This window comes from Bradyrhizobium sp. th-b2 (assembly GCF_000426785.1).
GTDB lineage: Bacteria > Pseudomonadota > Alphaproteobacteria > Rhizobiales > Xanthobacteraceae > Bradyrhizobium > Bradyrhizobium septentrionale.
Window position 1 is genome coordinate 86,223 of record NZ_AUGA01000025.1, and the last position, 17,090, is coordinate 103,312.

Here is a 17,090-nt window from a genome sequence, read left to right on the forward strand (position 1 = left end):
CGGCGGCAAGCCGCCTGCAAATACTGTCGTTAAAAAAGCAAAGGTCCGCCAAGGCGCTGCCCTGGCGGACCCGATTGCGGTACCGGATGGCTCCATCCGGGTCCGATCGCTGCTTAGGCCGCGGCCACTTAAGCCGCAGCCTTGGCGCCGGTCGGAACCTCGGAGATCGTCTTCAGGATCTGCGAAGCGATCTGGTAGGGGTCGCCTTGCGAGTTCGGGCGGCGGTCTTCCAGATAGCCCTTGTAGCCATTGTTGACGAAGGAGTGCGGCACGCGGATCGAAGCACCACGGTCAGCCACGCCGTAGCTGAACTTGTTCCACGGCGCGGTCTCGTGCTTGCCGGTCAGACGCTTGTCGTTGTCCGGGCCGTAGACGGCGATGTGGTCCATCAGGTTCTTGTCGAAGGCCTTCATCAGGCTCTCGAAATATTCCTTGCCGCCGACTTCGCGCATGTACTTGGTTGAGAAGTTGGCGTGCATGCCCGAGCCGTTCCAGTCGGTGTCGCCGAGCGGCTTGCAGTGGAATTCGATATCGATGCCGTAGCTCTCGGTGAGACGCAGCATCAGATAGCGGGCCATCCACATCTGGTCAGCGGCGGTCTTGGAGCCCTTGCCGAAGATCTGGAATTCCCACTGCCCCTTGGCCACTTCGGCGTTGATGCCTTCGTGGTTGATGCCGGCGGCGAGGCAGAGGTTGAGGTGCTCTTCCACGATCTTGCGGGCGACGCTGCCGACGTTCGAATAGCCGACGCCGGTGTAGTACGGGCCCTGCGGCGCGGGATAGCCATCGGTCGGGAAGCCGAGCGGACGGCCGTCCTTGTAGAAGAAGTATTCCTGCTCGAAGCCGAACCAGGCACCTTCGTCGTCCAGGATGGTGGCGCGCTTGTTCGAGACGTGCGGGGTCTTGCCGTCGGGCATCATGACTTCGCACATCACCAGCACGCCGTTCTCGCGCGCGGCGTCGGGATAGCAGGCGACCGGCTTCAGCACGCAGTCAGAGCTGTGGCCTTCAGCCTGCTGGGTGGACGAACCGTCAAAGCCCCACAGCGGAAGCTGTTCGAGGGTCGGGAACGACGCGAATTCCTTGATCTGCGTCTTGCCGCGCAGGCTCGGCGTCGGCGTATATCCGTCGAGCCAGATATACTCGAGCTTGTACTTGGTCATTGAACCTCTCTGTTGATGATGCAAAACCGTGAGGAAACCGAAAGCCAGTCGGTCGCCGCACGCGTACCCGGCCACCATCGGCCGGCTCTTACTAAGCAATTAAAATGCCAGTCGCTGCACTGCGGGACCCACCCTGTTCGCGGATGTCCACAACGGACATCGCATTTTTAGCTGCGACATAGCAGCGCGGCAGGCATGCGCCACGGTCAGCCAAAATCTTCTTTTCGCGCGCCTCGCCGCCCGTTTCTGCAGCAAATTCGGCTACGGCACCGCCTGCCGATTAATGCAGCGGCAGCGCTGTGTGACAGTTCGTGTCCGACCACCGGGCGCCCCGCAACCATCGCCATGGCCCAAGCGTTGATCAGCTGCCTCCTGCCTCGCAGGAGGCAAACCGGGATTTGCTCACAAATTAGACAGAGAATGACTATTTCTTAGTCAACTTGCGCCCCGCCAGGCCCGGGCCGATATCGAAAGCACGGTAACGACACGCGAATGAGTCGGGCGCACCATGGAGGCTCGCTGCGGCCAAAGGAGAGTTTGACATGATCACGACGGGCCAAAACCAAGGACAAATCCACGGATCGGCAACGATCTATCAATTCCCGGCGGGGGGCCGCGCGGCTCTCGGCGGACGCCGCCATGGCGAAGCGCTGACGGCGCGCGGACTTGCCAGCGAGGTAGAGACCTCGGCTTGCAGCGAGAGCTGGTACCATCAGGCGGCGATCGACGACGCCAAACCGAGCCGCGACCACTGATGTCGATCAGGCAGCGAGGCGTGACGCAGAAACGTCAGACAGCGTCAGAACAATAAGGAAGGGTCGGAACCAGGCGTTTCGGCCCTTTTTTCATGCCAGCTCACAGGCTGTCGCTGGCCGCTTGGCATGCCGGAGCCTGGCAAGCCCAGATCGGCTGATCTCGAGCGTGACGCCGCCGCCCTTGTAGCGTGTGCCCGTCAACGACAGGCGCTTGGTCAGCGTCACCGCCTTGCCGTCGAGCTGCAGATGCGCGCGCGTGTCCCCGGTGAAGAACCCCGCAACGAACTGTGTGCCGTCGGCACAGCGATAATTCCGGAAGGCGGACTGTGCCGATGCCGCCGAGGAACCGCAAACCTGCAAAAGAATTGCGCCGATGACAAAGGCGCCCACGCGATAAGTCATATTCTCCCCCTGACGGGCCGGTTATAGACCTGTCTGCGCCATTACTCCTGCGCCAAGACTCTTGCGCCAGGATTTTTTGCGCCAAGACCTCATCAGCTGCAACAGGCCCGCCAATGTCCGAAGCCCCCGCCCGTCATCTCAATCTCGCCGGCGCCAGCAATTTTCGCGACCTCGGCGGCTACCAGACGCGTGACGGGCGGACGGTGCGCTGGCGGCAGCTCTTCCGCTCCAACCATCTGGCGCATCTCACCGCGCAAGACGTCGCCGTGGTGCGCGCGCTTGGGGTCAAGAGCGCATTCGATTTTCGCGGCGTCGCCGAGCGAGCCGAGGCGCTGTGCGGCATGAGCGACGTCACCGTGCATTCGCTGCCGGTCGAGCCGACGGTGGTGGCCGCGCTGCGCGCGATCGCGAGCCACCGCCAGCTCTCGGAAGCCGATGCGATCGACGTGATGCGGGATTCCTACCGCGGCTATGTGCAGGACAACACGCCGCGCTATCGCACGCTGTTTGCCCATCTGCTGGAAGACCGCGCGCCGCTGGTGATCCACTGCACCGCTGGCAAGGATCGCACCGGCTTCGCCTGCGCGCTGGTCCTGCACGCGCTCGGCGTGTCCGATCATGTGATCGCCGACGACTATCTCCTGACCAATCGGTTCTACAAGCGCGATCCGGCGCACAGCACCGAGCTGCCCGATGACGTCAAGCAGGTGCTCGGTACCGTGCGCGCTGCATTTCTGGAAGCTGCGTTCGAGGCGGTCGATGCCGATTACGGCAGCCTCGACGGCTATTTCCGCGAAGGCCTCGGGCTCGGCCAGGCCGAGCGCAAGGCGCTTGAAGGCCGCTATCTGCAGGCCTGATCAATTCGCCAGAGCGTTTTCGAGCGAAGTGGACACCGGTTCGCGTGAAGAAGAACGCGTCAAACAAGAATCTGGAGCTTCGGTTCTGATCCAATCAGAACCGAAAAAGGCTTTAGGCCGCCGCGGCCTCGAGCTCGAGCTCTGCATCGAGATCGGCGATCACATCCTCGAACGCCGAGATCGCCTGCTGGATCGCCGCGATCTGCATCAATTCCCAGCTGCTCACCGGCCCGTTACGGTTTTGCAGCGCCACCACGAGATCGCGCCGCTGCTCCTTAAGCTGAACAAGCGGTAAACCGTGATCCGGAAGATATCCCATAGAAAAACCCCTACCTTGGCTGGAGTTTCGCTTCTACGGGATAGGATTCTGCGAACGACTTACGGAACTGCCGCAAATTTTATCCAACCGGCCCTACTCCGTAGTCTTACGTAGTCAGCGTTACGCGATCGCTTCCGGCTTCAAGGCGTCGTCGATGGCGCCAAACAGCGACTGGGTTACGCAATTCGTCGCCCATTCGCTGGTGTGAAGCAGAAGCTGGCCGCCATCGTCGAGCTCGGTCAGGGGAATATCGGCGTCGACCCAACGCTTCATCAGCGCGAAACGGCTGAACAGGTTGACGCCCTTGTTCGACGTGACCTCGGTGATCATCGGCATGATGATGTTGGCGAGATTGAGCGCGGCTGGTGTTCCGACAACCGCCTGCGTGTACTGGGAATCCATCACGATGACGTCAAGCGGCAGCGCGGCGAGCACGTCGAGCCCGGCCTCCAGCGTAGCACGCACCTCGGCCGGATTGTAGCTCTTGTAGACGGCGTTGGTGCCGACCTGCCAGATCACCAGCACCGGCGCCTCGGTCGTGACGTCGGACTCGATGCGCGAATATTCCTCAGGCGCCTCCTGGCCGCCTACGCCACGGTTGATCACATCGATCATCCGGCCGAAGAAGCGTTGCCGCAGCAGCATTTCGAGCCGCGGCGGGAATGGCAGGATGTTGTCCGCGCCCGCCGTCGACGACGATCCGAGCGCCACCACCTTGATCTTGCGTTGATGCCGCAGCGCTTCCGCGAAATGCGGCAACGGATGTCCGAACTTGACGAGTTCGAGGTGGGTTTCGCATGGCCTGGGTGTCGGCATCGCAAACATCCTTGAGGTGAATGAACTGATGAATGCGCGCAGTAGGAGGCGGAATTGGCGGCATTGCAAATGAATTCCGCCTGATCATAGTGGGCAGCAGCCTGCTCGCGCATACGGAGACCGCCATGAACGGAAAAGCCATCGTCATCACCGGCGCACTTGGCGCACTTGGCAAAGTGGTCACCGAGGAGGCCCTGGCGCGCGGCGCGCGCGTCGCCGGGATCGATCATGCAGCCTCAACGCTTGCGGCGACCGCCGACCGCATCGAGCTTGGCGGTGTCGACCTCACCGATCCCGCGCAGGCGAAGGCTGCCATCGACAAGGCGGCCGCGCATTTCGGCCGGCTCGACGGGCTGATCAACATCGCCGGCGGCTTCACCTTCGAGGCGGTGAGCGACGGTGATCCCGCGACCTGGCAGCGCATGTACGCCATGAATGTGATGACCGCGCTCAACACATCGCGCGCCGCCATCCCACATCTCAGCAAGTCGGGCGCCGGACGCATCATCAATATCGGCGCGCTGGGCGCGTTGCAGGCGGCTGCCGGCATGGGCCCCTATGCCGCATCGAAGGCCGGCGTGCATCGCCTGACGGAGTCGCTCGCCGCCGAACTCAAGGGCAAGGTCACGGTCAACGCCGTGCTGCCCTCGATCATCGATACCGCGGCCAATCGCGCCGCGATGCCGAAGGCCGATATCTCCAAATGGGTGACACCGAAGGAACTCGCTGACGTCATCCTGTTCCTCGCCAGCGACGCCGCAAGCGCCGTCACCGGCGCGCTGCTGCCGGTGAACGGGCGGGTTTAGGCCAGTCGTTACCGTATCGGATCGGCTACCAGAGATCGCGATAGTTCGCGAATCTTCGCAGCGTCTTGTCATAGCGGGCCGGGACGATCCAGGGCAGCAGCAGCCTGAAAATAGCGTTCAGGAGCGGGGAGCGGAGCCGCACATAGAGGTCGAGCGGATCGAGGTCATGCCGCATCCGGAATTTCGGTTCGTAGCTGAGACCGGTGCTTCGAAGCCACTTATAACCCTTGGCCATCGCCCAATTCATCATGTCGCGAATGGTGTAGTAGTAAAGATGGAGGTCGAGGGCGACGGCATAGTCCAGGCCGACATACTCCCAGAACAGGCTGTCGCCTTCGACCATGCAGAGGCTGAAGGCGACCACGTTCGCGCCCCGGCGCCAGATGAAGAACCGGGTCTTGTCCTTCATATCGCTGCCGAGCCGGCGGAGATAATCGGCCGTCAGTTTCTCGAAACGGAATTTCGAACGGTCGAAGACCTGCAGATAAAGCGGATGGATCTCATCGATAGCATCCCTTGCGTCATCGGTGACAGTGAGGACAATGGTGTCGCCGTCGGTTGCCTTGAATTTCTTGCGGAGCTGCCACCGCGCCGATCGCGGCAGCGCGTTTTGCATGTAGGCATCGAAATCGTCGTGCTCGATATTGAGCGCCGTCATCGGCATGCTCGGCGCACGGGCGAAACCGCACCGCACGAAACAATTGAGCACCGGCCGATAGCGCGCTGGGAATTCCTTCAAGACGATGAGCTGCGCTTGGCACGATTTTGCTAGATTGACGATCTCGCCGCAAAGGATCTCCGCCATCTCGCCTGACGGCACCGTGTCGGATGCAGCGAGGTGTCCCTCTCCGGCGAAGCATCCCACCATCAAAGTGCGCATCTTGAGAAACCGCGGCGCGAAGCGTCGGATGCGCGCCAGCCACGTCTGCCATTCCGCGCCAAGTCCTTCGAGAAAGTCCTGGTCGAGAAGAAAAAACGGCTGGACGGCTTGGATGTACCCTGCCCGGTCGATGATCGCGAAGTAGCGGTACTCGACGCGGTCGCGAAGCGTATCCTCCAGGATTTCGTAATACCGGTGATCCTTGCGCAGGTCTGCGAAGGTGGCAGCCCAGGCGGGGCAATCGGCGATTTCGCCGCGCGTCATGATCTTCACGCTAAACCGCGCTGTCGCAGCCGCCGCGTCGCCTTCACTTGGTGTAGCAGTCAGGCTGACTGAGTCTGACATCACGCCTTGCCCCTGTGATGCTTAACTTCCAAGTCCGGTTTGGAACTTAATTCATTTGGCTTGGGGGCCCTGTGCCATTGGAGCAACAAACAGCAACATTTCAACGGCGGCGAGCAGCGGACAAGCCGCATTCGAGCGTGGCGAGAGAGCGGCCCGTCGATCGCGCGCGACCTCGACTTTATAGAGCCAGGTCGGCATTACGCGTCAGTCGGCAACCAATAGCCGCAGCTTCGACCTGAAACGGATGCTCTGCTTGCCGGCGAGCGCCATGCCGTTACCCTCGGCGGTCTTGTCGGTGTAGGTGCCGGTGAATCCAATGGTGACCACCTTTGCGTTCCCACACCGGGCGCTCGCCATAGGTCGGCGAATGCTCCTCGTTGGTGACCTCGCCCTTCCACTTGCCATCGGCCGCGGTGTAGTTGCCATAGGCATAGAAGAACGAGTCGCCGCCGCGCATCTGGCCGTCGCGCAGCACCATGACGCCCTGGTTGCCGCCAGAGACGCCGTCGAGAAATTCGACGGTGATGTGATAGAGCCCGTTCCGGATCATGAAAATTGCCGCGCCTTGTCCCGGCCTCACAATAGCCGCTGGGGCGGGCTTTGAGCAAATTACGTCCGCGGCGGCAGCGGTCTTTCCGGGCTATGCTGCTGCGAATTGAGTCGCGGCCGAACCGCCGCCGGAGCCGTGCCCGTTGGAAACTGCGCTTTATCAGCCCGTCAAACGCTTCCTCGAAAAGCTCGGCTTCACGGTGAAGGGCGAGATCGGCGGCTGCGATCTCGTGGCGCTGAGCGGCGACGATCCGCCTGTCGTCGTGATCGGTGAACTCAAGCTCGCCTTCAATCTCGAACTGATCCTGCAGGCGGTCGACCGTGCCGCCGCCGCCGACGAGGTCTGGATCGCGGCAAAGGTCTCGGCCCGCGGCAAGGGCCGCGAGAGCGATGCGCGTTATCGCAATCTGTGCCGGCGGCTCGGCTTCGGCATGCTCGGCATCACCGACCGCGGCGACGTCGAGGTGCTGGTGCCGCCGCCGACCGCGGCCATCAGGCGCAATCCGAAGAAGCGCTCGCGCCTGATCACCGAGCACCGGAAGCGCAAAGGCGATCCCGCCATGGGCGGTTCGACGCGCGCGCCGATCATGACCGCCTACCGGCAGCAGGCGCTGGCCTGCGCCTGTGCGCTGTCGGATGGGCCACGGCGGGTGCGCGATTTGCGCGCCGATATTCCCGACGCCGGCAAGATCCTGCAGCATAATGTCTATGGCTGGTTCGATCGCGCCGAGCGCGGCATCTATCTGCTGACCGATGCCGGCCGTGCCGCGCTGAAGCGCTGGCCGCAACAACCGATCACTGCGTCAGGGGCGGAAGCCGCCCCGTAAAGCATTGGGGGACATCATGATTGTCGTCACCGGCAGCGTCACCGCCCGCCCCGACACGTTCGATGAGGTGCGGCGCCTCAGCCTCGAGCATGTCCATCGCTCGCGCACCGAGCCCGGCTGCATCTCGCACGCGGTGCATGTCGACTGCGAAGATCCGCTCAAGCTGGTGTTTTTCGAGCAATGGGCCGATCGCGCCGCGCTGGCGACGCATTTTGCGGTCCCGGCCTCCCGTGACTTCGTCCGGTCGCTGCAATCTCTTGCGGCGGCTGCGACCACGATCGAACTTTATGACGCTCACAAAATTGAGAGACTCTAGCTGCATGGCTGGATTGCCATCTCACATTCATATTGCAATGCAACATTAGGGCCCTTACGTATCTCCCGCGATTCAAGGGACGAGGCGGCGATGAGCGGAGACTGGAACACCAAATACGGCACAAGGCGCGTGCGGCATGATCCGCCGACCCTGGAGGAGGCAATCTTCGCGGCCATCGGCATCACCGATGACGTGGAGGCCCAGGCCGAGATCGCGTCGTCCCTGATGGGACTGCCCTATGACGAGGTGCTGGCCGAGGTGAAGAAGACCGCGCGCGTCAGCGCCCGTACCGGTACGGCAACCCGCGTGATCGCCGGCGAACAGGGCGCGCAGCGCTCCATCGTGGTCGAGCGCCGCGTGGTCCGCCGCTTTGCGACCGACAAGCGCACCGGCACCTGAAAAACAACATTCGTTTGCTCAAAGAAAAAGGGCAATCCGCTGAGCGGATTGCCCTTTTCGCGTTTGATCCGGGATATCGGCTCAGGCCGCCCGGCCCCAGCCGGAGATCTGCATCACCATCCGCCAATAGGCCCGGTTCATGTCGACGATCGCCTGCGCAGCCTCGACCGGCGTCATCACCGCAGCAGCCGGTGCCTGCTCGCCCTGGTGTTGCTCGGTCAGGTCGATGCTGCCGGTCGACTCGCCGTGGCGGAAGGTGAGCTGCGCACCGAACTTGGTGGCGAGCGCACGCATCGCGTCGTTCTGCGCACCGGTGGTGATGCGCAGGTTGGTGTAGCCCTTGGCATGCGCCTCGGCGATCAGCTTGCGGAATAGCGTGCTGCCGACACCCTTGCGCCGCACCGACCGCTCCACGCTGAAGGCGATCTCGGGCTGCGCGTCCGGTGACTGCTCCGGCGGATGCAACTCGGCCGCGCCGCGGACCACGCCATCCTCGAAATAGGCGATGATGATCGTGCCGTCGTTGGCGCAGCGCTCGGCATAGCGACGGATGAAGCTGTCGTCGATGAAGCCATGAAAGCGATCATGACGGCTGGTGCGATCCAGTCGCAGCAGGTGATCGCGCAGCAGAGGAAGCTCCTCCTGCTGGCTCAGCGTCCGCACGGTGCCCTTGGCAGACGTCGGACGGATGGAATCGTAGTTCATTTCATAACTCCTCTCGGTAGCCCTCGAGGAGGCGTCGACTCCCTAGCACCCCCATATTGTGCATCGCACCATATAATTCAAGTACTGAGATTCATTTAAGTAAACAATGATGTGATTGATAAATCACATTATCGCCCCATCATAATACCAGCTGCGTTTGGGTCACGACCGCGACCAGCTTGCCGTCCTCGGTCTCCAGCCTGGTCTGCCAGACCTGGGTCCGCCGGCCCCGGTGAACCGGTGTTGCCGTGGCGACCACGGTCATCCCCGCCTTGGCGCCGCCGATGAAGTTGGTCTTGCTCTCCAGCGTCGTGGTGCCCTTGGCGTCTTCAGGCAGGTTGATCACGGTGGCGGCGGCGCCGACCGAGTCCGCCAAGGCCATCACCGCCCCGCCGTGGATGGTGTGATGGAGGGTGCAGAGGTCCGGCCGCACCAGCATCTTCGCGACGACCCGATCCTGGCTGGCCTCGGTGAAGGTGACGCCCTTCAGTTCCGCGAACGGCATCTTCATCGACTGGATCTTTTCGAGCGGCGTCATGGGCACTCCCTGGCTTGTTCTTGCGGCGTCGGTCCGCGGGCAGAACCGCGCCTTCGGCCTTCTTCGAGGTTGGTGCCGGCATGATGGATTGCCTGACCGGGCCCGGCAATGACCTCCGAGGTAATGATGCGGATGACGTCATGGCATCAGTGACAATCGCGCGTCAGTCTGCATACCGTCCGCGATGCGCGACTTCCCTCCCCGCCGGATCGTCTGCCTGACCGAGGAGACGGTCGAAACGCTCTATTTGCTCGGCGAGCAGGACCTCATCGTCGGCGTCTCCGGCTATGCGGTGCGGCCGCCGCAGGTCCGCCGCGAGAAGCCGCGCGTGTCGGCCTTCATCTCCGCTGACATTCCAAAGATCCTGGCGCTCGACCCCGACCTCGTGCTCGCCTTCTCCGATTTGCAGGCCGACATCGTCGCCGATCTCGTGCGTGCCGGCGTCGCCGTGCATGTCTTCAACCAGCGCGACGTCGCCGGCATCCTCGCAATGATCCGCACCCTGGGCGCGATGGTCGGCGCCGCCGAGCGCGCCGGGCAGCTCGCGCAAAGCCTCGCAGGACGGCTGGACGCGATCGCGGCGACGCCGCGTCCGGCGCCGCGGCCAAAAGTCTATTTCGAGGAATGGGACGATCCCCTGATCAGCGGCATCGGCTGGGTGTCCGAGCTGATCGACATCGCCGGCGGCGCGGACGCGCTGCCGCATCTGCGCGCGCACAAGGCCGCCAAGGATCGCATCATCTCGCCTGATACCGTGCGCGAGGCGATGCCCGACGTGATCCTGGCGTCCTGGTGCGGCAAGAAGGTGGTGCCCGACCGCATCCGCAAACGCGACGGCTGGAGCGAGATTCCGGCCGTGCGCAACAACCGCATCGTCGAGATCAAGTCGCCGATCATCCTGCAGCCCGGCCCCGCCGCGCTGACCGACGGGCTCGATGCGATCGTGAAGGCGTTATGGCCGGAGCGTTGAATCTTCCAACGTCGTCCCGGCCGAGTGCGCGATTGCGCACGGAGCCGGGACCCATAACCACCAATCTTGATTGATGTACGGCGCTGCAATGACGAGTCCCGATCACAACATTCGCCGCGGAGTATGGGTCCCGGCTTTCGCCGGGACGACACTGAATTTGTTGAGGGGCGGAAACCGCGGCTAGGCCTTCTCCACGCCGCACCATTCCGCGATGAACAGCGCGGTGGCCTTGGTCGACTTCCGCAGCGAGTCCAGTTCGACATATTCGTTGAAGCCATGCATCGCCGCGCCATTGGCGCCGAAGCAGAGGCTCGGGATGTCATAGTTCAGGCCGTAGAAGCGCGTGTCGGTCAACGCGGTGAAGGCGCGATCTTCAACCGCGCCGCCATAGACCGTCTGATGCGCCCTCGCGAAGGCCGCTTCCGGCGCTTCGGAGTTCACGAGTTCATAGCCTTCCGACAGGAAGCCCGACCACTCCACCTGCGGCGGATTGTTGGAGAGGAACCGGTGGTCGCGCGCCGCGGCCGACACGCAGGCCAGAATCTCCTTCTGGCATTCGGCGATCGACCAGCCCGGCAGCACCGCGATGCGGCAGTCGACGTCGCACCAGGCCGGCACGCTGGAGGCCCAGTCGCCCCCCTTGATGATGCCGGGATTGAAGTTGATCGGATGATTGACGTCCTTGAAGTGGCGGTCGGCCTTGGCGCGCTCGTTCCAGGCGATCTCGAGCTTCTCCAGCGCATGCACCAGATGATACGCCGCCATGATCGCGTTCGAGCCGGCACCGGCCTCGAACACATGCACCGGGAAGCCGCGCACCTTCAACCGGAACCAGATCACGCCGACCTGCGAGCGGATCATCTTGCCGTTGGTCGGCTCGGGGATGAAGCAGGCATCGGCGCGATAGCCGCGCTGCAAGGTCGAGAGCGCGCCGACGCCGGTACTCTCCTCCTCGATCACCGACTGGAAGTGAATTCGCGCCGTCGGCTTCAGGCCGGCCTTCCTGATCGCATCCAGCGCATACAGCGCGCCGATGGTACCGGACTTCATGTCGCAGGCGCCGCGGCCGTACATCTTGCCGTCCTTGATCACGGGCGAGAACGGCGGCGTCTCCCACATCTCGAGCGGGCCGGTCGGCACCACGTCGCAGTGGCCCTGCACGATCAGCGATTTGCCGGCATTGGTCGCCGGGCGGTAGGTGCCGACCACCGTACGCGCCTTCGAGAAATCATGCTCGATCGGGCCGAAGCCGCGCAAATCCCGGAGCTCGTCGAGATTGATGTGCCAGTCGTCGACCTCGTAGCCGCGCTCGCGCAAGAGATCGCCGATCATGTCCTGGCACGGCCCCTCGGCGCCGCGGGTCGAGGGGATCGCGACAAAGGCCTGCGTCGTCGCAAGCTGCGCATCGAATCCCTCGTCAACGGCAGCAAGGATTCGTTGTTGCGTCTCGGCAGTCATGCGGCAACTCCATCGGGGAAATCAGACAGGTGAGCGCCGCACCGTAACCCGATTTCACTCCGCCTTGTATTGCGCAAAATAAGCATCCCGCAATGCATCTTCGAGCAGACGGCCTTCCGAATAGCCATCGAGTGTCGCAGGCCGCGACACGCCGTCGAGCAGCCGCGAACACGGCTCCGGCGCGCCGAGCACGGTGCGCACCGGAATGCGCTCGGCATAGATCGGCAACTCGTAATCCTCGTCGTCATCGGCAACGCCCTTGGCGCGAACCTTTGCCGAGGCCTCCTCGATCTCCATCGCGATGAACGAGGTCGCCTTGATCTCCTGCTTGCTGCTGGCGCGCAGGCTTGCGGTGCGTTCGGGAAAGAAGCGGTCGACCATCGCAACGATGGCGCGCTCCTTCTCTTGCGGGTCGGTGACGAGATAGGCTGAGCCGAACGCCATCACCGCGCGATAGTCGGCCGAATGATTGAAGCCGCAGCGCGCCAGCACCAGGCTGTCGAGATGGGCGACCGTCAGGCACACCCTCTGCCCTTCCGTCTGGTTCTCCAGCATCCGGCTCGCGCTCGAGCCGTGCCAGTAGAGTTTTGTGCCCTCGCGCCAGAAAAACGTCGGCGTGCAATAGGGCTGGCCGTCGATCACGTAGGAGACGTGGCACAGCATCGAGGCGTCCAGGATCTTGTGCACGGTTGCGTGGTCGTAGAAGCCGCGATCATGGCGGCGCTTCACCCGGTTGCGGGACGACATGGGGTAGGACGGAGTGGATGCGCCTTCGGTCACGGCGGTGCCTTTCGAAATTGGAATATGTCGAGAGTTGTAGCGACCCATTTGGTCTGCGATAGTGCCAATTCCATGCGAAAAATTCCGACCAATTTGCGCAAGCCCAATTTATCAGAGCCTTGGCCGGCCAAGGCCGAGCTGCCGCTCGACCTCGCCGGCCCCCACGTCACGCAGGGCGCGGCCTCACAGCAGCGGCTCTATCAGGCGCTGTGCCACACGATCGTCGGCGGCCTGGTCAAGCCGGGCGAGCCGCTGCCGCCCTCGCGCACGCTGGCAAAACAGACCGGCTTCCGACGCAACGCCGTCACCACGGCCTACGAGCGGCTGATCGCCGACGGATTTGCGGTGGCAACCACGGGCTCCGGCACCTTCGTCGCCGCGCGCATCCCGGCGCAGGCCACCGCGCCGCGACGCGCGAAGATCGAGATCGAGCCGCCGCAGCACAACGCGCTGTCGCTCGGCTGCACCCATATCGACGAACGCGCGCTGCAGCGTTTCCGCGCCTTTGCCGGCCGCAGACTGCGCGCCTTCGGCTCCGAGCATCTGCACTATGGCGATCCCCGCGGTAGCAGCGAATTGCGCGCCGCCATATCAGATCATTTGCTGTCGGCGCGCGGACTGCGCTGCGATCCCGACCAGATCATGCTGGCGTCGGGCACGCTGCATGCGCTGCGCATCGTGCTCGGCGCGATCCTCAAGCCCGGCGATCAGGTCTGGTGCGAGGATCCCGGCTATCCGGCGGCGCGGCGCGCGATCGAGCATTGCGGCTATCGTCCGGTGTCGGTGCCCGTGGATGCCTCAGGCATGCGCGTCGACAAGGGCCGCGCATCGGCGCCGCAGGCACGCGCCGCCTATGTCACGCCGTCGCACCAGTTTCCGCTCGGCGTGCAGATGTCGATGCCGCGCCGGCTCGAGCTGCTCGACTGGGCCCGCGACGCCGGCGCCTTCGTGTTCGAGGACGATTACGACAGCGAGTTCCGCTATGACGGCGCGCCACTGTTGTCGCTCGCCGGCATCGATCATCTGCGCCGCGTGATCTACATGGGCACGTTTGCCAAGACGCTCTTTCCGGGCTTGCGGATCGGTTACTGCGCCCTGCCCGAAGCCCTGATCGGCCCGGTGACGGCGGCGCGCGCCGCGCTCGACCGCTTTCCCGCCACGTTGATGGAAGGCGCGGTTGCCGACATGCTGAACTCCGGCGCCTTCGCCGCCAATTTGCGCAAGTCGCGCAAACTCTATCGCGAGGCGCGCGACGTGCTGGCATCGACGCTCGAGAGCGCATCGGAGGGCGCGCTCACGGTTCCCGTGCCCTCGCAGGGCCTGCATCTCGTGGCCAGGCTCGATCCCGCGACCGATCCACTCATTGCCGCGGAGGCAAAAGCCGCCGCCGGCGTCGGCGGCTGGCTGCTCGCCGAGACCTATCATCGCGCGCGTCCATTGCCCGGCTTCGTGCTGGGATTTTCCGGTCATCCGGTTCCGCAACTCATCGCGTCGGCGGAACAGTTGGCGAAGGCAACGCTGATTGCGCTGCGCGCGACGCGCAAAGGACCAGTCAAGGGATCGATCAAGTCATCCGCCAAACCGCGGCGCGCTATGAGAATCGCAGCGACCTGACTAAGGTCGCGCGCGTTCAGTCAGTGCCAGCGTACGGAGATACCGGATGCCTGCCAATCGCAACGTCCTGTATCTCGTGATCGGCGGGTTGGTCCTGATCGTGGGCATGCTCGGCTACAATCTCTATCAGGCGAAGAAGCAGCCCGAAGGCCTGCAGATCAATGTCGGCCCCAATGGGGTCAAGATCCAGAACAAGTGAGGGAGGCCGCGATGCCGCGCATCGGATTCGTCGCGCTGATCGGCGCCGTCGTATGTGTCGCCCTGAGCGCCCCCGCCTCCGCGCAGCAGGCCTTGATGCGCGAGGGCGACATCGTCGACCTCCGGGTCGGTCAGCGCGTCCTGGTCGATGACGGCTCGTGCCCGGCCGGGCAGATCAAGCAGGTGATCGGCGCCAAGCTGAGCCAGAACGGCGTGGTTCGGACCCGCAGCTGCGTGCCGCGCCTCGCCAAAAAATAAAGCGCCCCGCTTCCGCGAGGCGCCTGCTTCTTCATTATTTGGCAACGCGCCGCTCAGTTCGAGATCGGCTCGAACATGCATTGCAGCGTCGGCTTGGCGATCTTGGTGAAGGTCGGGCCGATCTCGGCCTGCTTCGACGGCGGCACCCAATCGGTCTCGATCGTCGGCACGCCGGTCTCGCTGATCCCGCGCAGCAATGCCTGACGGAGGTCGGGATCATCCACCGTTGCTGCGGCGTGGTCGTGCAGGCAGCCGCAGACGGCTTCGGGGTGCGCCCAGCGGCCAAGCATGTGCGGCGCGCATTGGCGAACGAATTCGTCGCGCGGCTCAGTTACCCGGTACAGCGACCGGATCTGCATCGATTCGAGTGGAAGCTGGGATTGGGCCTGCGCGGAACCCGCTAGGACGAGCAATGCGAACATGGCGGCGGAACAGATACGGAGCAACATGAGTGGCCTTTATCGGCTGTTCTGTTTTTCGCGTCGCATTCAGTTGGCCTGCGCCATCATCATCGGGGCCACAGTGACCACCGGCGAGCCGTTATAGGAGAAGGTGCCGATGCCGGGCAAACCGCTGTCCGGGGAACCAGCCATCGACGAACCGGCCATCACGAAGACGAAGGCGAGAATCAGGCTGATGGTCCGCATGTGACAGTCTCCGTTATTCCGGCCGGCGTCCGCGCCGTTGTGTTGACGGTTTGATAACGAACTGCCGTTTCCGGAGTTCTGCGGAACAAGTCGAAAATGGTTTCATCAACGGGAGAATTGTTTCGTCGGCCGGCGATCGACGAAACATTGGCCGGAAAACATCAATATTTTCAGTGATGGAGCGGCGGCGGAGCGCGTGTTCAAGATTTCGCGCGCCGATGCCTGCCGTGGTACCCGCCTTGGCGCCTGTCCTTGGCACCTGTTTTGGCCGCAGCCGGGGCGATGGCCGATTCTGCGTGCAAATTGAGCGGGCTACCGCGCTTTCTTAACTTTCCTCTGCTGAGACAGGAAGCAGCGCAGCAGGTCGGCGGTGAACCGGGCGACGGTCCAGCCGACTCATCTCGGCACCGTGCAACCATCTCCGTGGTGGCACGTTGTGGTGATCCCCTATCCAACGAAGGATGTCAGTCGTGGGCAATGGCAACATGGGCGTTGGCAATGAATCCGCGGCCACCAAATCCGGCCCGCAGAAGCAGATGACGGCCGCAATGTCGCAACAGGGTACCCACGTGATGGGCGACAATGAGTGCGCGCAGCAAAAGCTGGTTCGCCTCGTCGGCTGCCGCGACTCGAAGGTCAAGCCGGGCCTCAGCCTCGGCGCGAAGCAGTTCGGGCAAACCAACCGCTAGTTTACCCACCGCTTCAGCCGCACAGGCCAAGCCCATGCCAGGGCTATTGAATGAAGGCTACCGAACGAAGCCTATTGAATGAACTCGCCGCACTTCTGGATGGCGGCGTCGGTCGGGCCCCACGGCATGATCGGCACCGACGAGGTCGAGTTCTTCGGCGAGCCCTCGATCAGCCTGTCCGAATAGACCATGTAGACCAGCACGTTGCGCTTGGCGTCGCAGCCGCGCACGATCTGCATCTTCTTGAAGAACAGCGACCGGCGCTTGCTGAACATGTCGTCGCCCTGGCCGAGCTTGTTCTTGAAGCGGATCGGCCCGATCTGCCGGCAAGCCAGCGAGATATCGGAGACTTCCTCGGCAAGCCCAAGCCAGCCCTTGAAGCCGCCCTTCTCCGGCACCGTGAAGTGACAAGCGACACCTTCGACCTCGGGGTCGTCGACGCCGTAGGTCGCGAGCTTGTCGTTGGGGCTCATCAATTTGAACACCGTGGAGCGGCGAAAGATCAGGTCCGGCTCATCTGTCGCGGCCGCCGGACGGGCCAGCCCCAAACCCAGCACCATCAGCAGCATTGCGCACCCCCATCGAGACAACAGTCTCACGTCACACAAGCTCACACTTCTCGATGTCATTGAGGTCTCCGCGGGGTGGGTCCCGCCTATGTAGTGCGCAAACGCCGCACAGGAAGGCGCTGACGGCTCGGTGATCAGGCTGGGCGTTTAACCTCTTGTGAGGCTTTTTTGCTACGCTTTTGGCGAAAAATACGCGCCTCACGGAAGGGTTAATCGCATACGCTGGTGAA

24 protein-coding genes are annotated in these 17,090 nt (G+C 63.3%); 11 read left to right on the forward strand and 13 right to left on the reverse strand.

The genetic code is table 11. The annotated features are described in order from the left end of the window. Positions 1-128: 128 nt before the first annotated feature. Positions 129-1,163 carry a glutamine synthetase beta-grasp domain-containing protein gene (locus tag K359_RS0127780; RefSeq protein WP_029082245.1) on the reverse strand — a complete coding sequence of 345 codons (1,035 nt, stop codon included), beginning with the start codon at positions 1,161-1,163 and terminating at the stop codon, positions 129-131. 542 nt (positions 1,164-1,705) lie between these two features. Here K359_RS0127780 and K359_RS0127785 point away from each other — a divergent pair. After that, complete coding sequence (locus K359_RS0127785) at positions 1,706-1,918, forward strand: DUF2735 domain-containing protein (protein ID WP_035977231.1); 213 nt, start codon at positions 1,706-1,708, stop codon at positions 1,916-1,918. Between the two features lie 90 nt (positions 1,919-2,008). Here K359_RS0127785 and K359_RS0127790 read toward each other — a convergent pair whose 3' ends face one another. After that, the gene (locus K359_RS0127790; protein WP_029082247.1) at positions 2,009-2,320 is read right to left on the reverse strand and encodes an MliC family protein; all 312 of its coding nucleotides are present in this window, start codon (positions 2,318-2,320) and stop codon (positions 2,009-2,011) included. A gap of 113 nt (positions 2,321-2,433) precedes the next feature. On the opposite strand from K359_RS0127790, the gene K359_RS0127795 reads away from it, so the two are divergent. Beyond that, on the forward strand, positions 2,434-3,177 hold the full coding sequence (locus K359_RS0127795; protein ID WP_029082248.1) for a tyrosine-protein phosphatase: 744 nt from the start codon (positions 2,434-2,436) through the stop codon (positions 3,175-3,177). 112 nt (positions 3,178-3,289) lie between these two features. Here the strand turns inward: K359_RS0127795 and K359_RS0127800 are convergent, their stop codons facing one another. Continuing rightward, positions 3,290-3,496 carry a hypothetical protein gene (locus K359_RS0127800; protein WP_029082249.1) on the reverse strand — a complete coding sequence of 69 codons (207 nt, stop codon included), beginning with the start codon at positions 3,494-3,496 and terminating at the stop codon, positions 3,290-3,292. A gap of 120 nt (positions 3,497-3,616) precedes the next feature. Beyond that, entirely contained in the window at positions 3,617-4,312 is a 696-nt protein-coding gene (locus K359_RS53200; RefSeq protein ID WP_051346453.1) for a hypothetical protein, read from the reverse strand. Between the two features lie 125 nt (positions 4,313-4,437). Between K359_RS53200 and fabG the strand changes: the two genes are divergently transcribed. Next, positions 4,438-5,118 carry a 3-oxoacyl-ACP reductase FabG gene (gene fabG / locus K359_RS0127810; protein WP_029082250.1) on the forward strand — a complete coding sequence of 227 codons (681 nt, stop codon included), beginning with the start codon at positions 4,438-4,440 and terminating at the stop codon, positions 5,116-5,118. 25 nt (positions 5,119-5,143) lie between these two features. Here fabG and K359_RS0127815 read toward each other — a convergent pair whose 3' ends face one another. Both K359_RS0127815 and K359_RS53205 read right to left on the reverse strand, forming a co-directional pair. Further along, complete coding sequence (locus K359_RS0127815; protein WP_165123406.1) at positions 5,144-6,343, reverse strand: GNAT family N-acetyltransferase; 1,200 nt, start codon at positions 6,341-6,343, stop codon at positions 5,144-5,146. 274 nt (positions 6,344-6,617) lie between these two features. Continuing rightward, complete coding sequence (locus K359_RS53205) at positions 6,618-6,893, reverse strand: GrlR family regulatory protein (protein ID WP_245284735.1); 276 nt, start codon at positions 6,891-6,893, stop codon at positions 6,618-6,620. A gap of 142 nt (positions 6,894-7,035) precedes the next feature. Here K359_RS53205 and K359_RS0127825 point away from each other — a divergent pair, with 142 nt between their 5' ends. The 3 genes from K359_RS0127825 to K359_RS0127835 all read left to right on the forward strand — a co-directional run bounded on the left by K359_RS0127825 (position 7,036) and on the right by K359_RS0127835 (position 8,434). Then, a complete protein-coding gene (locus tag K359_RS0127825; RefSeq protein WP_029082252.1) occupies positions 7,036-7,719 on the forward strand; it encodes a DUF2161 domain-containing phosphodiesterase in 684 nt (227 codons plus the stop codon). Between the two features lie 16 nt (positions 7,720-7,735). Next, positions 7,736-8,035, forward strand: coding sequence for a putative quinol monooxygenase (locus tag K359_RS0127830; protein WP_029082253.1), 300 nt, complete (start codon positions 7,736-7,738; stop codon positions 8,033-8,035). A 90-nt stretch (positions 8,036-8,125) separates the two neighbouring features. Further along, the gene (locus K359_RS0127835; protein ID WP_029082254.1) at positions 8,126-8,434 is read left to right on the forward strand and encodes a hypothetical protein; all 309 of its coding nucleotides are present in this window, start codon (positions 8,126-8,128) and stop codon (positions 8,432-8,434) included. A gap of 81 nt (positions 8,435-8,515) precedes the next feature. On the opposite strand, the gene K359_RS0127840 is transcribed toward K359_RS0127835, so the two are convergent. Then, positions 8,516-9,139 (reverse strand): GNAT family N-acetyltransferase, encoded by a 624-nt coding sequence (locus K359_RS0127840; protein ID WP_029082255.1) that lies wholly within the window; start codon positions 9,137-9,139, stop codon positions 8,516-8,518. A 139-nt stretch (positions 9,140-9,278) separates the two neighbouring features. Then, entirely contained in the window at positions 9,279-9,677 is a 399-nt protein-coding gene (locus tag K359_RS0127845) for a PaaI family thioesterase (protein WP_029082256.1), read from the reverse strand. A gap of 184 nt (positions 9,678-9,861) precedes the next feature. Here K359_RS0127845 and K359_RS0127850 point away from each other — a divergent pair, with 184 nt between their 5' ends. Next, positions 9,862-10,647 (forward strand): cobalamin-binding protein, encoded by a 786-nt coding sequence (locus tag K359_RS0127850; protein WP_029082257.1) that lies wholly within the window; start codon positions 9,862-9,864, stop codon positions 10,645-10,647. A gap of 180 nt (positions 10,648-10,827) precedes the next feature. On the opposite strand, the gene K359_RS0127855 is transcribed toward K359_RS0127850, so the two are convergent. Next, the gene (locus tag K359_RS0127855; RefSeq protein WP_029082258.1) at positions 10,828-12,105 is read right to left on the reverse strand and encodes an ArgE/DapE family deacylase; all 1,278 of its coding nucleotides are present in this window, start codon (positions 12,103-12,105) and stop codon (positions 10,828-10,830) included. Positions 12,106-12,159: 54 nt separating this feature from the next. Next, entirely contained in the window at positions 12,160-12,852 is a 693-nt protein-coding gene (locus tag K359_RS0127860; RefSeq protein WP_371261192.1) for a pyridoxamine 5'-phosphate oxidase family protein, read from the reverse strand. 105 nt (positions 12,853-12,957) lie between these two features. Here K359_RS0127860 and K359_RS0127865 point away from each other — a divergent pair, with 105 nt between their 5' ends. Genes K359_RS0127865 through K359_RS0127875 form a run of 3 tightly spaced genes read left to right on the forward strand, consistent with a single transcriptional unit; the run spans position 12,958 to position 14,955 of the window. Continuing rightward, on the forward strand, positions 12,958-14,499 hold the full coding sequence (locus K359_RS0127865) for a PLP-dependent aminotransferase family protein (protein WP_029082260.1): 1,542 nt from the start codon (positions 12,958-12,960) through the stop codon (positions 14,497-14,499). A gap of 46 nt (positions 14,500-14,545) precedes the next feature. Then, positions 14,546-14,698, forward strand: coding sequence for a hypothetical protein (locus K359_RS63425; protein ID WP_165123400.1), 153 nt, complete (start codon positions 14,546-14,548; stop codon positions 14,696-14,698). Positions 14,699-14,709: 11 nt separating this feature from the next. Further along, positions 14,710-14,955 carry a DUF6719 family protein gene (locus K359_RS0127875; RefSeq protein WP_035977234.1) on the forward strand — a complete coding sequence of 82 codons (246 nt, stop codon included), beginning with the start codon at positions 14,710-14,712 and terminating at the stop codon, positions 14,953-14,955. Positions 14,956-15,008: 53 nt separating this feature from the next. Here the strand turns inward: K359_RS0127875 and K359_RS0127880 are convergent, their stop codons facing one another. Both K359_RS0127880 and K359_RS63430 read right to left on the reverse strand, forming a co-directional pair. Next, complete coding sequence (locus K359_RS0127880) at positions 15,009-15,404, reverse strand: hypothetical protein (protein ID WP_029082262.1); 396 nt, start codon at positions 15,402-15,404, stop codon at positions 15,009-15,011. Positions 15,405-15,443: 39 nt separating this feature from the next. After that, positions 15,444-15,602, reverse strand: a complete 159-nt coding sequence (locus K359_RS63430; RefSeq protein WP_165123398.1) for a hypothetical protein — start codon at positions 15,600-15,602, stop codon at positions 15,444-15,446. A gap of 461 nt (positions 15,603-16,063) precedes the next feature. On the opposite strand from K359_RS63430, the gene K359_RS0127890 reads away from it, so the two are divergent. After that, entirely contained in the window at positions 16,064-16,291 is a 228-nt protein-coding gene (locus tag K359_RS0127890) for a hypothetical protein (RefSeq protein WP_029082263.1), read from the forward strand. Positions 16,292-16,362: 71 nt separating this feature from the next. On the opposite strand, the gene K359_RS0127895 is transcribed toward K359_RS0127890, so the two are convergent. Then, a complete protein-coding gene (locus K359_RS0127895) occupies positions 16,363-16,920 on the reverse strand; it encodes a CreA family protein (RefSeq protein WP_029082264.1) in 558 nt (185 codons plus the stop codon). Positions 16,921-17,090 lie beyond the last annotated feature (170 nt).

Excerpts from the sequence above, each read along its gene's own strand:
- K359_RS0127890 (WP_029082263.1), top strand. The coding sequence starts at position 16,064 with ATGTCAGTCGTGGGCAATGGCAACATGGGCGTTGGCAATGAATCCGCG.
- K359_RS53205 (WP_245284735.1), bottom strand. The coding sequence starts at position 6,893 with ATGATCCGGAACGGGCTCTATCACATCACCGTCGAATTTCTCGACGGC.
- K359_RS53200 (WP_051346453.1), bottom strand. The coding sequence starts at position 4,312 with ATGCCGACACCCAGGCCATGCGAAACCCACCTCGAACTCGTCAAGTTC.
- K359_RS0127845 (WP_029082256.1), bottom strand. The coding sequence starts at position 9,677 with ATGACGCCGCTCGAAAAGATCCAGTCGATGAAGATGCCGTTCGCGGAA.
- K359_RS0127835 (WP_029082254.1), top strand. The coding sequence starts at position 8,126 with ATGAGCGGAGACTGGAACACCAAATACGGCACAAGGCGCGTGCGGCAT.
- K359_RS0127860 (WP_371261192.1), bottom strand. The coding sequence starts at position 12,852 with ATGTCGTCCCGCAACCGGGTGAAGCGCCGCCATGATCGCGGCTTCTAC.
- K359_RS0127830 (WP_029082253.1), top strand. The coding sequence starts at position 7,736 with ATGATTGTCGTCACCGGCAGCGTCACCGCCCGCCCCGACACGTTCGAT.
- K359_RS0127880 (WP_029082262.1), bottom strand. The coding sequence starts at position 15,404 with ATGTTGCTCCGTATCTGTTCCGCCGCCATGTTCGCATTGCTCGTCCTA.
- K359_RS0127840 (WP_029082255.1), bottom strand. The coding sequence starts at position 9,139 with ATGAACTACGATTCCATCCGTCCGACGTCTGCCAAGGGCACCGTGCGG.
- K359_RS63425 (WP_165123400.1), top strand. The coding sequence starts at position 14,546 with ATGCCTGCCAATCGCAACGTCCTGTATCTCGTGATCGGCGGGTTGGTC.
- K359_RS0127895 (WP_029082264.1), bottom strand. The coding sequence starts at position 16,920 with ATGACATCGAGAAGTGTGAGCTTGTGTGACGTGAGACTGTTGTCTCGA.
- fabG (WP_029082250.1), top strand. The coding sequence starts at position 4,438 with ATGAACGGAAAAGCCATCGTCATCACCGGCGCACTTGGCGCACTTGGC.
- K359_RS0127850 (WP_029082257.1), top strand. The coding sequence starts at position 9,862 with ATGCGCGACTTCCCTCCCCGCCGGATCGTCTGCCTGACCGAGGAGACG.
- K359_RS0127795 (WP_029082248.1), top strand. The coding sequence starts at position 2,434 with ATGTCCGAAGCCCCCGCCCGTCATCTCAATCTCGCCGGCGCCAGCAAT.
- K359_RS0127785 (WP_035977231.1), top strand. The coding sequence starts at position 1,706 with ATGATCACGACGGGCCAAAACCAAGGACAAATCCACGGATCGGCAACG.
- K359_RS63430 (WP_165123398.1), bottom strand. The coding sequence starts at position 15,602 with ATGCGGACCATCAGCCTGATTCTCGCCTTCGTCTTCGTGATGGCCGGT.
- K359_RS0127800 (WP_029082249.1), bottom strand. The coding sequence starts at position 3,496 with ATGGGATATCTTCCGGATCACGGTTTACCGCTTGTTCAGCTTAAGGAG.
- K359_RS0127855 (WP_029082258.1), bottom strand. The coding sequence starts at position 12,105 with ATGACTGCCGAGACGCAACAACGAATCCTTGCTGCCGTTGACGAGGGA.
- K359_RS0127780 (WP_029082245.1), bottom strand. The coding sequence starts at position 1,163 with ATGACCAAGTACAAGCTCGAGTATATCTGGCTCGACGGATATACGCCG.
- K359_RS0127790 (WP_029082247.1), bottom strand. The coding sequence starts at position 2,320 with ATGACTTATCGCGTGGGCGCCTTTGTCATCGGCGCAATTCTTTTGCAG.
- K359_RS0127865 (WP_029082260.1), top strand. The coding sequence starts at position 12,958 with ATGCGAAAAATTCCGACCAATTTGCGCAAGCCCAATTTATCAGAGCCT.
- K359_RS0127815 (WP_165123406.1), bottom strand. The coding sequence starts at position 6,343 with ATGTCAGACTCAGTCAGCCTGACTGCTACACCAAGTGAAGGCGACGCG.
- K359_RS0127875 (WP_035977234.1), top strand. The coding sequence starts at position 14,710 with ATGCCGCGCATCGGATTCGTCGCGCTGATCGGCGCCGTCGTATGTGTC.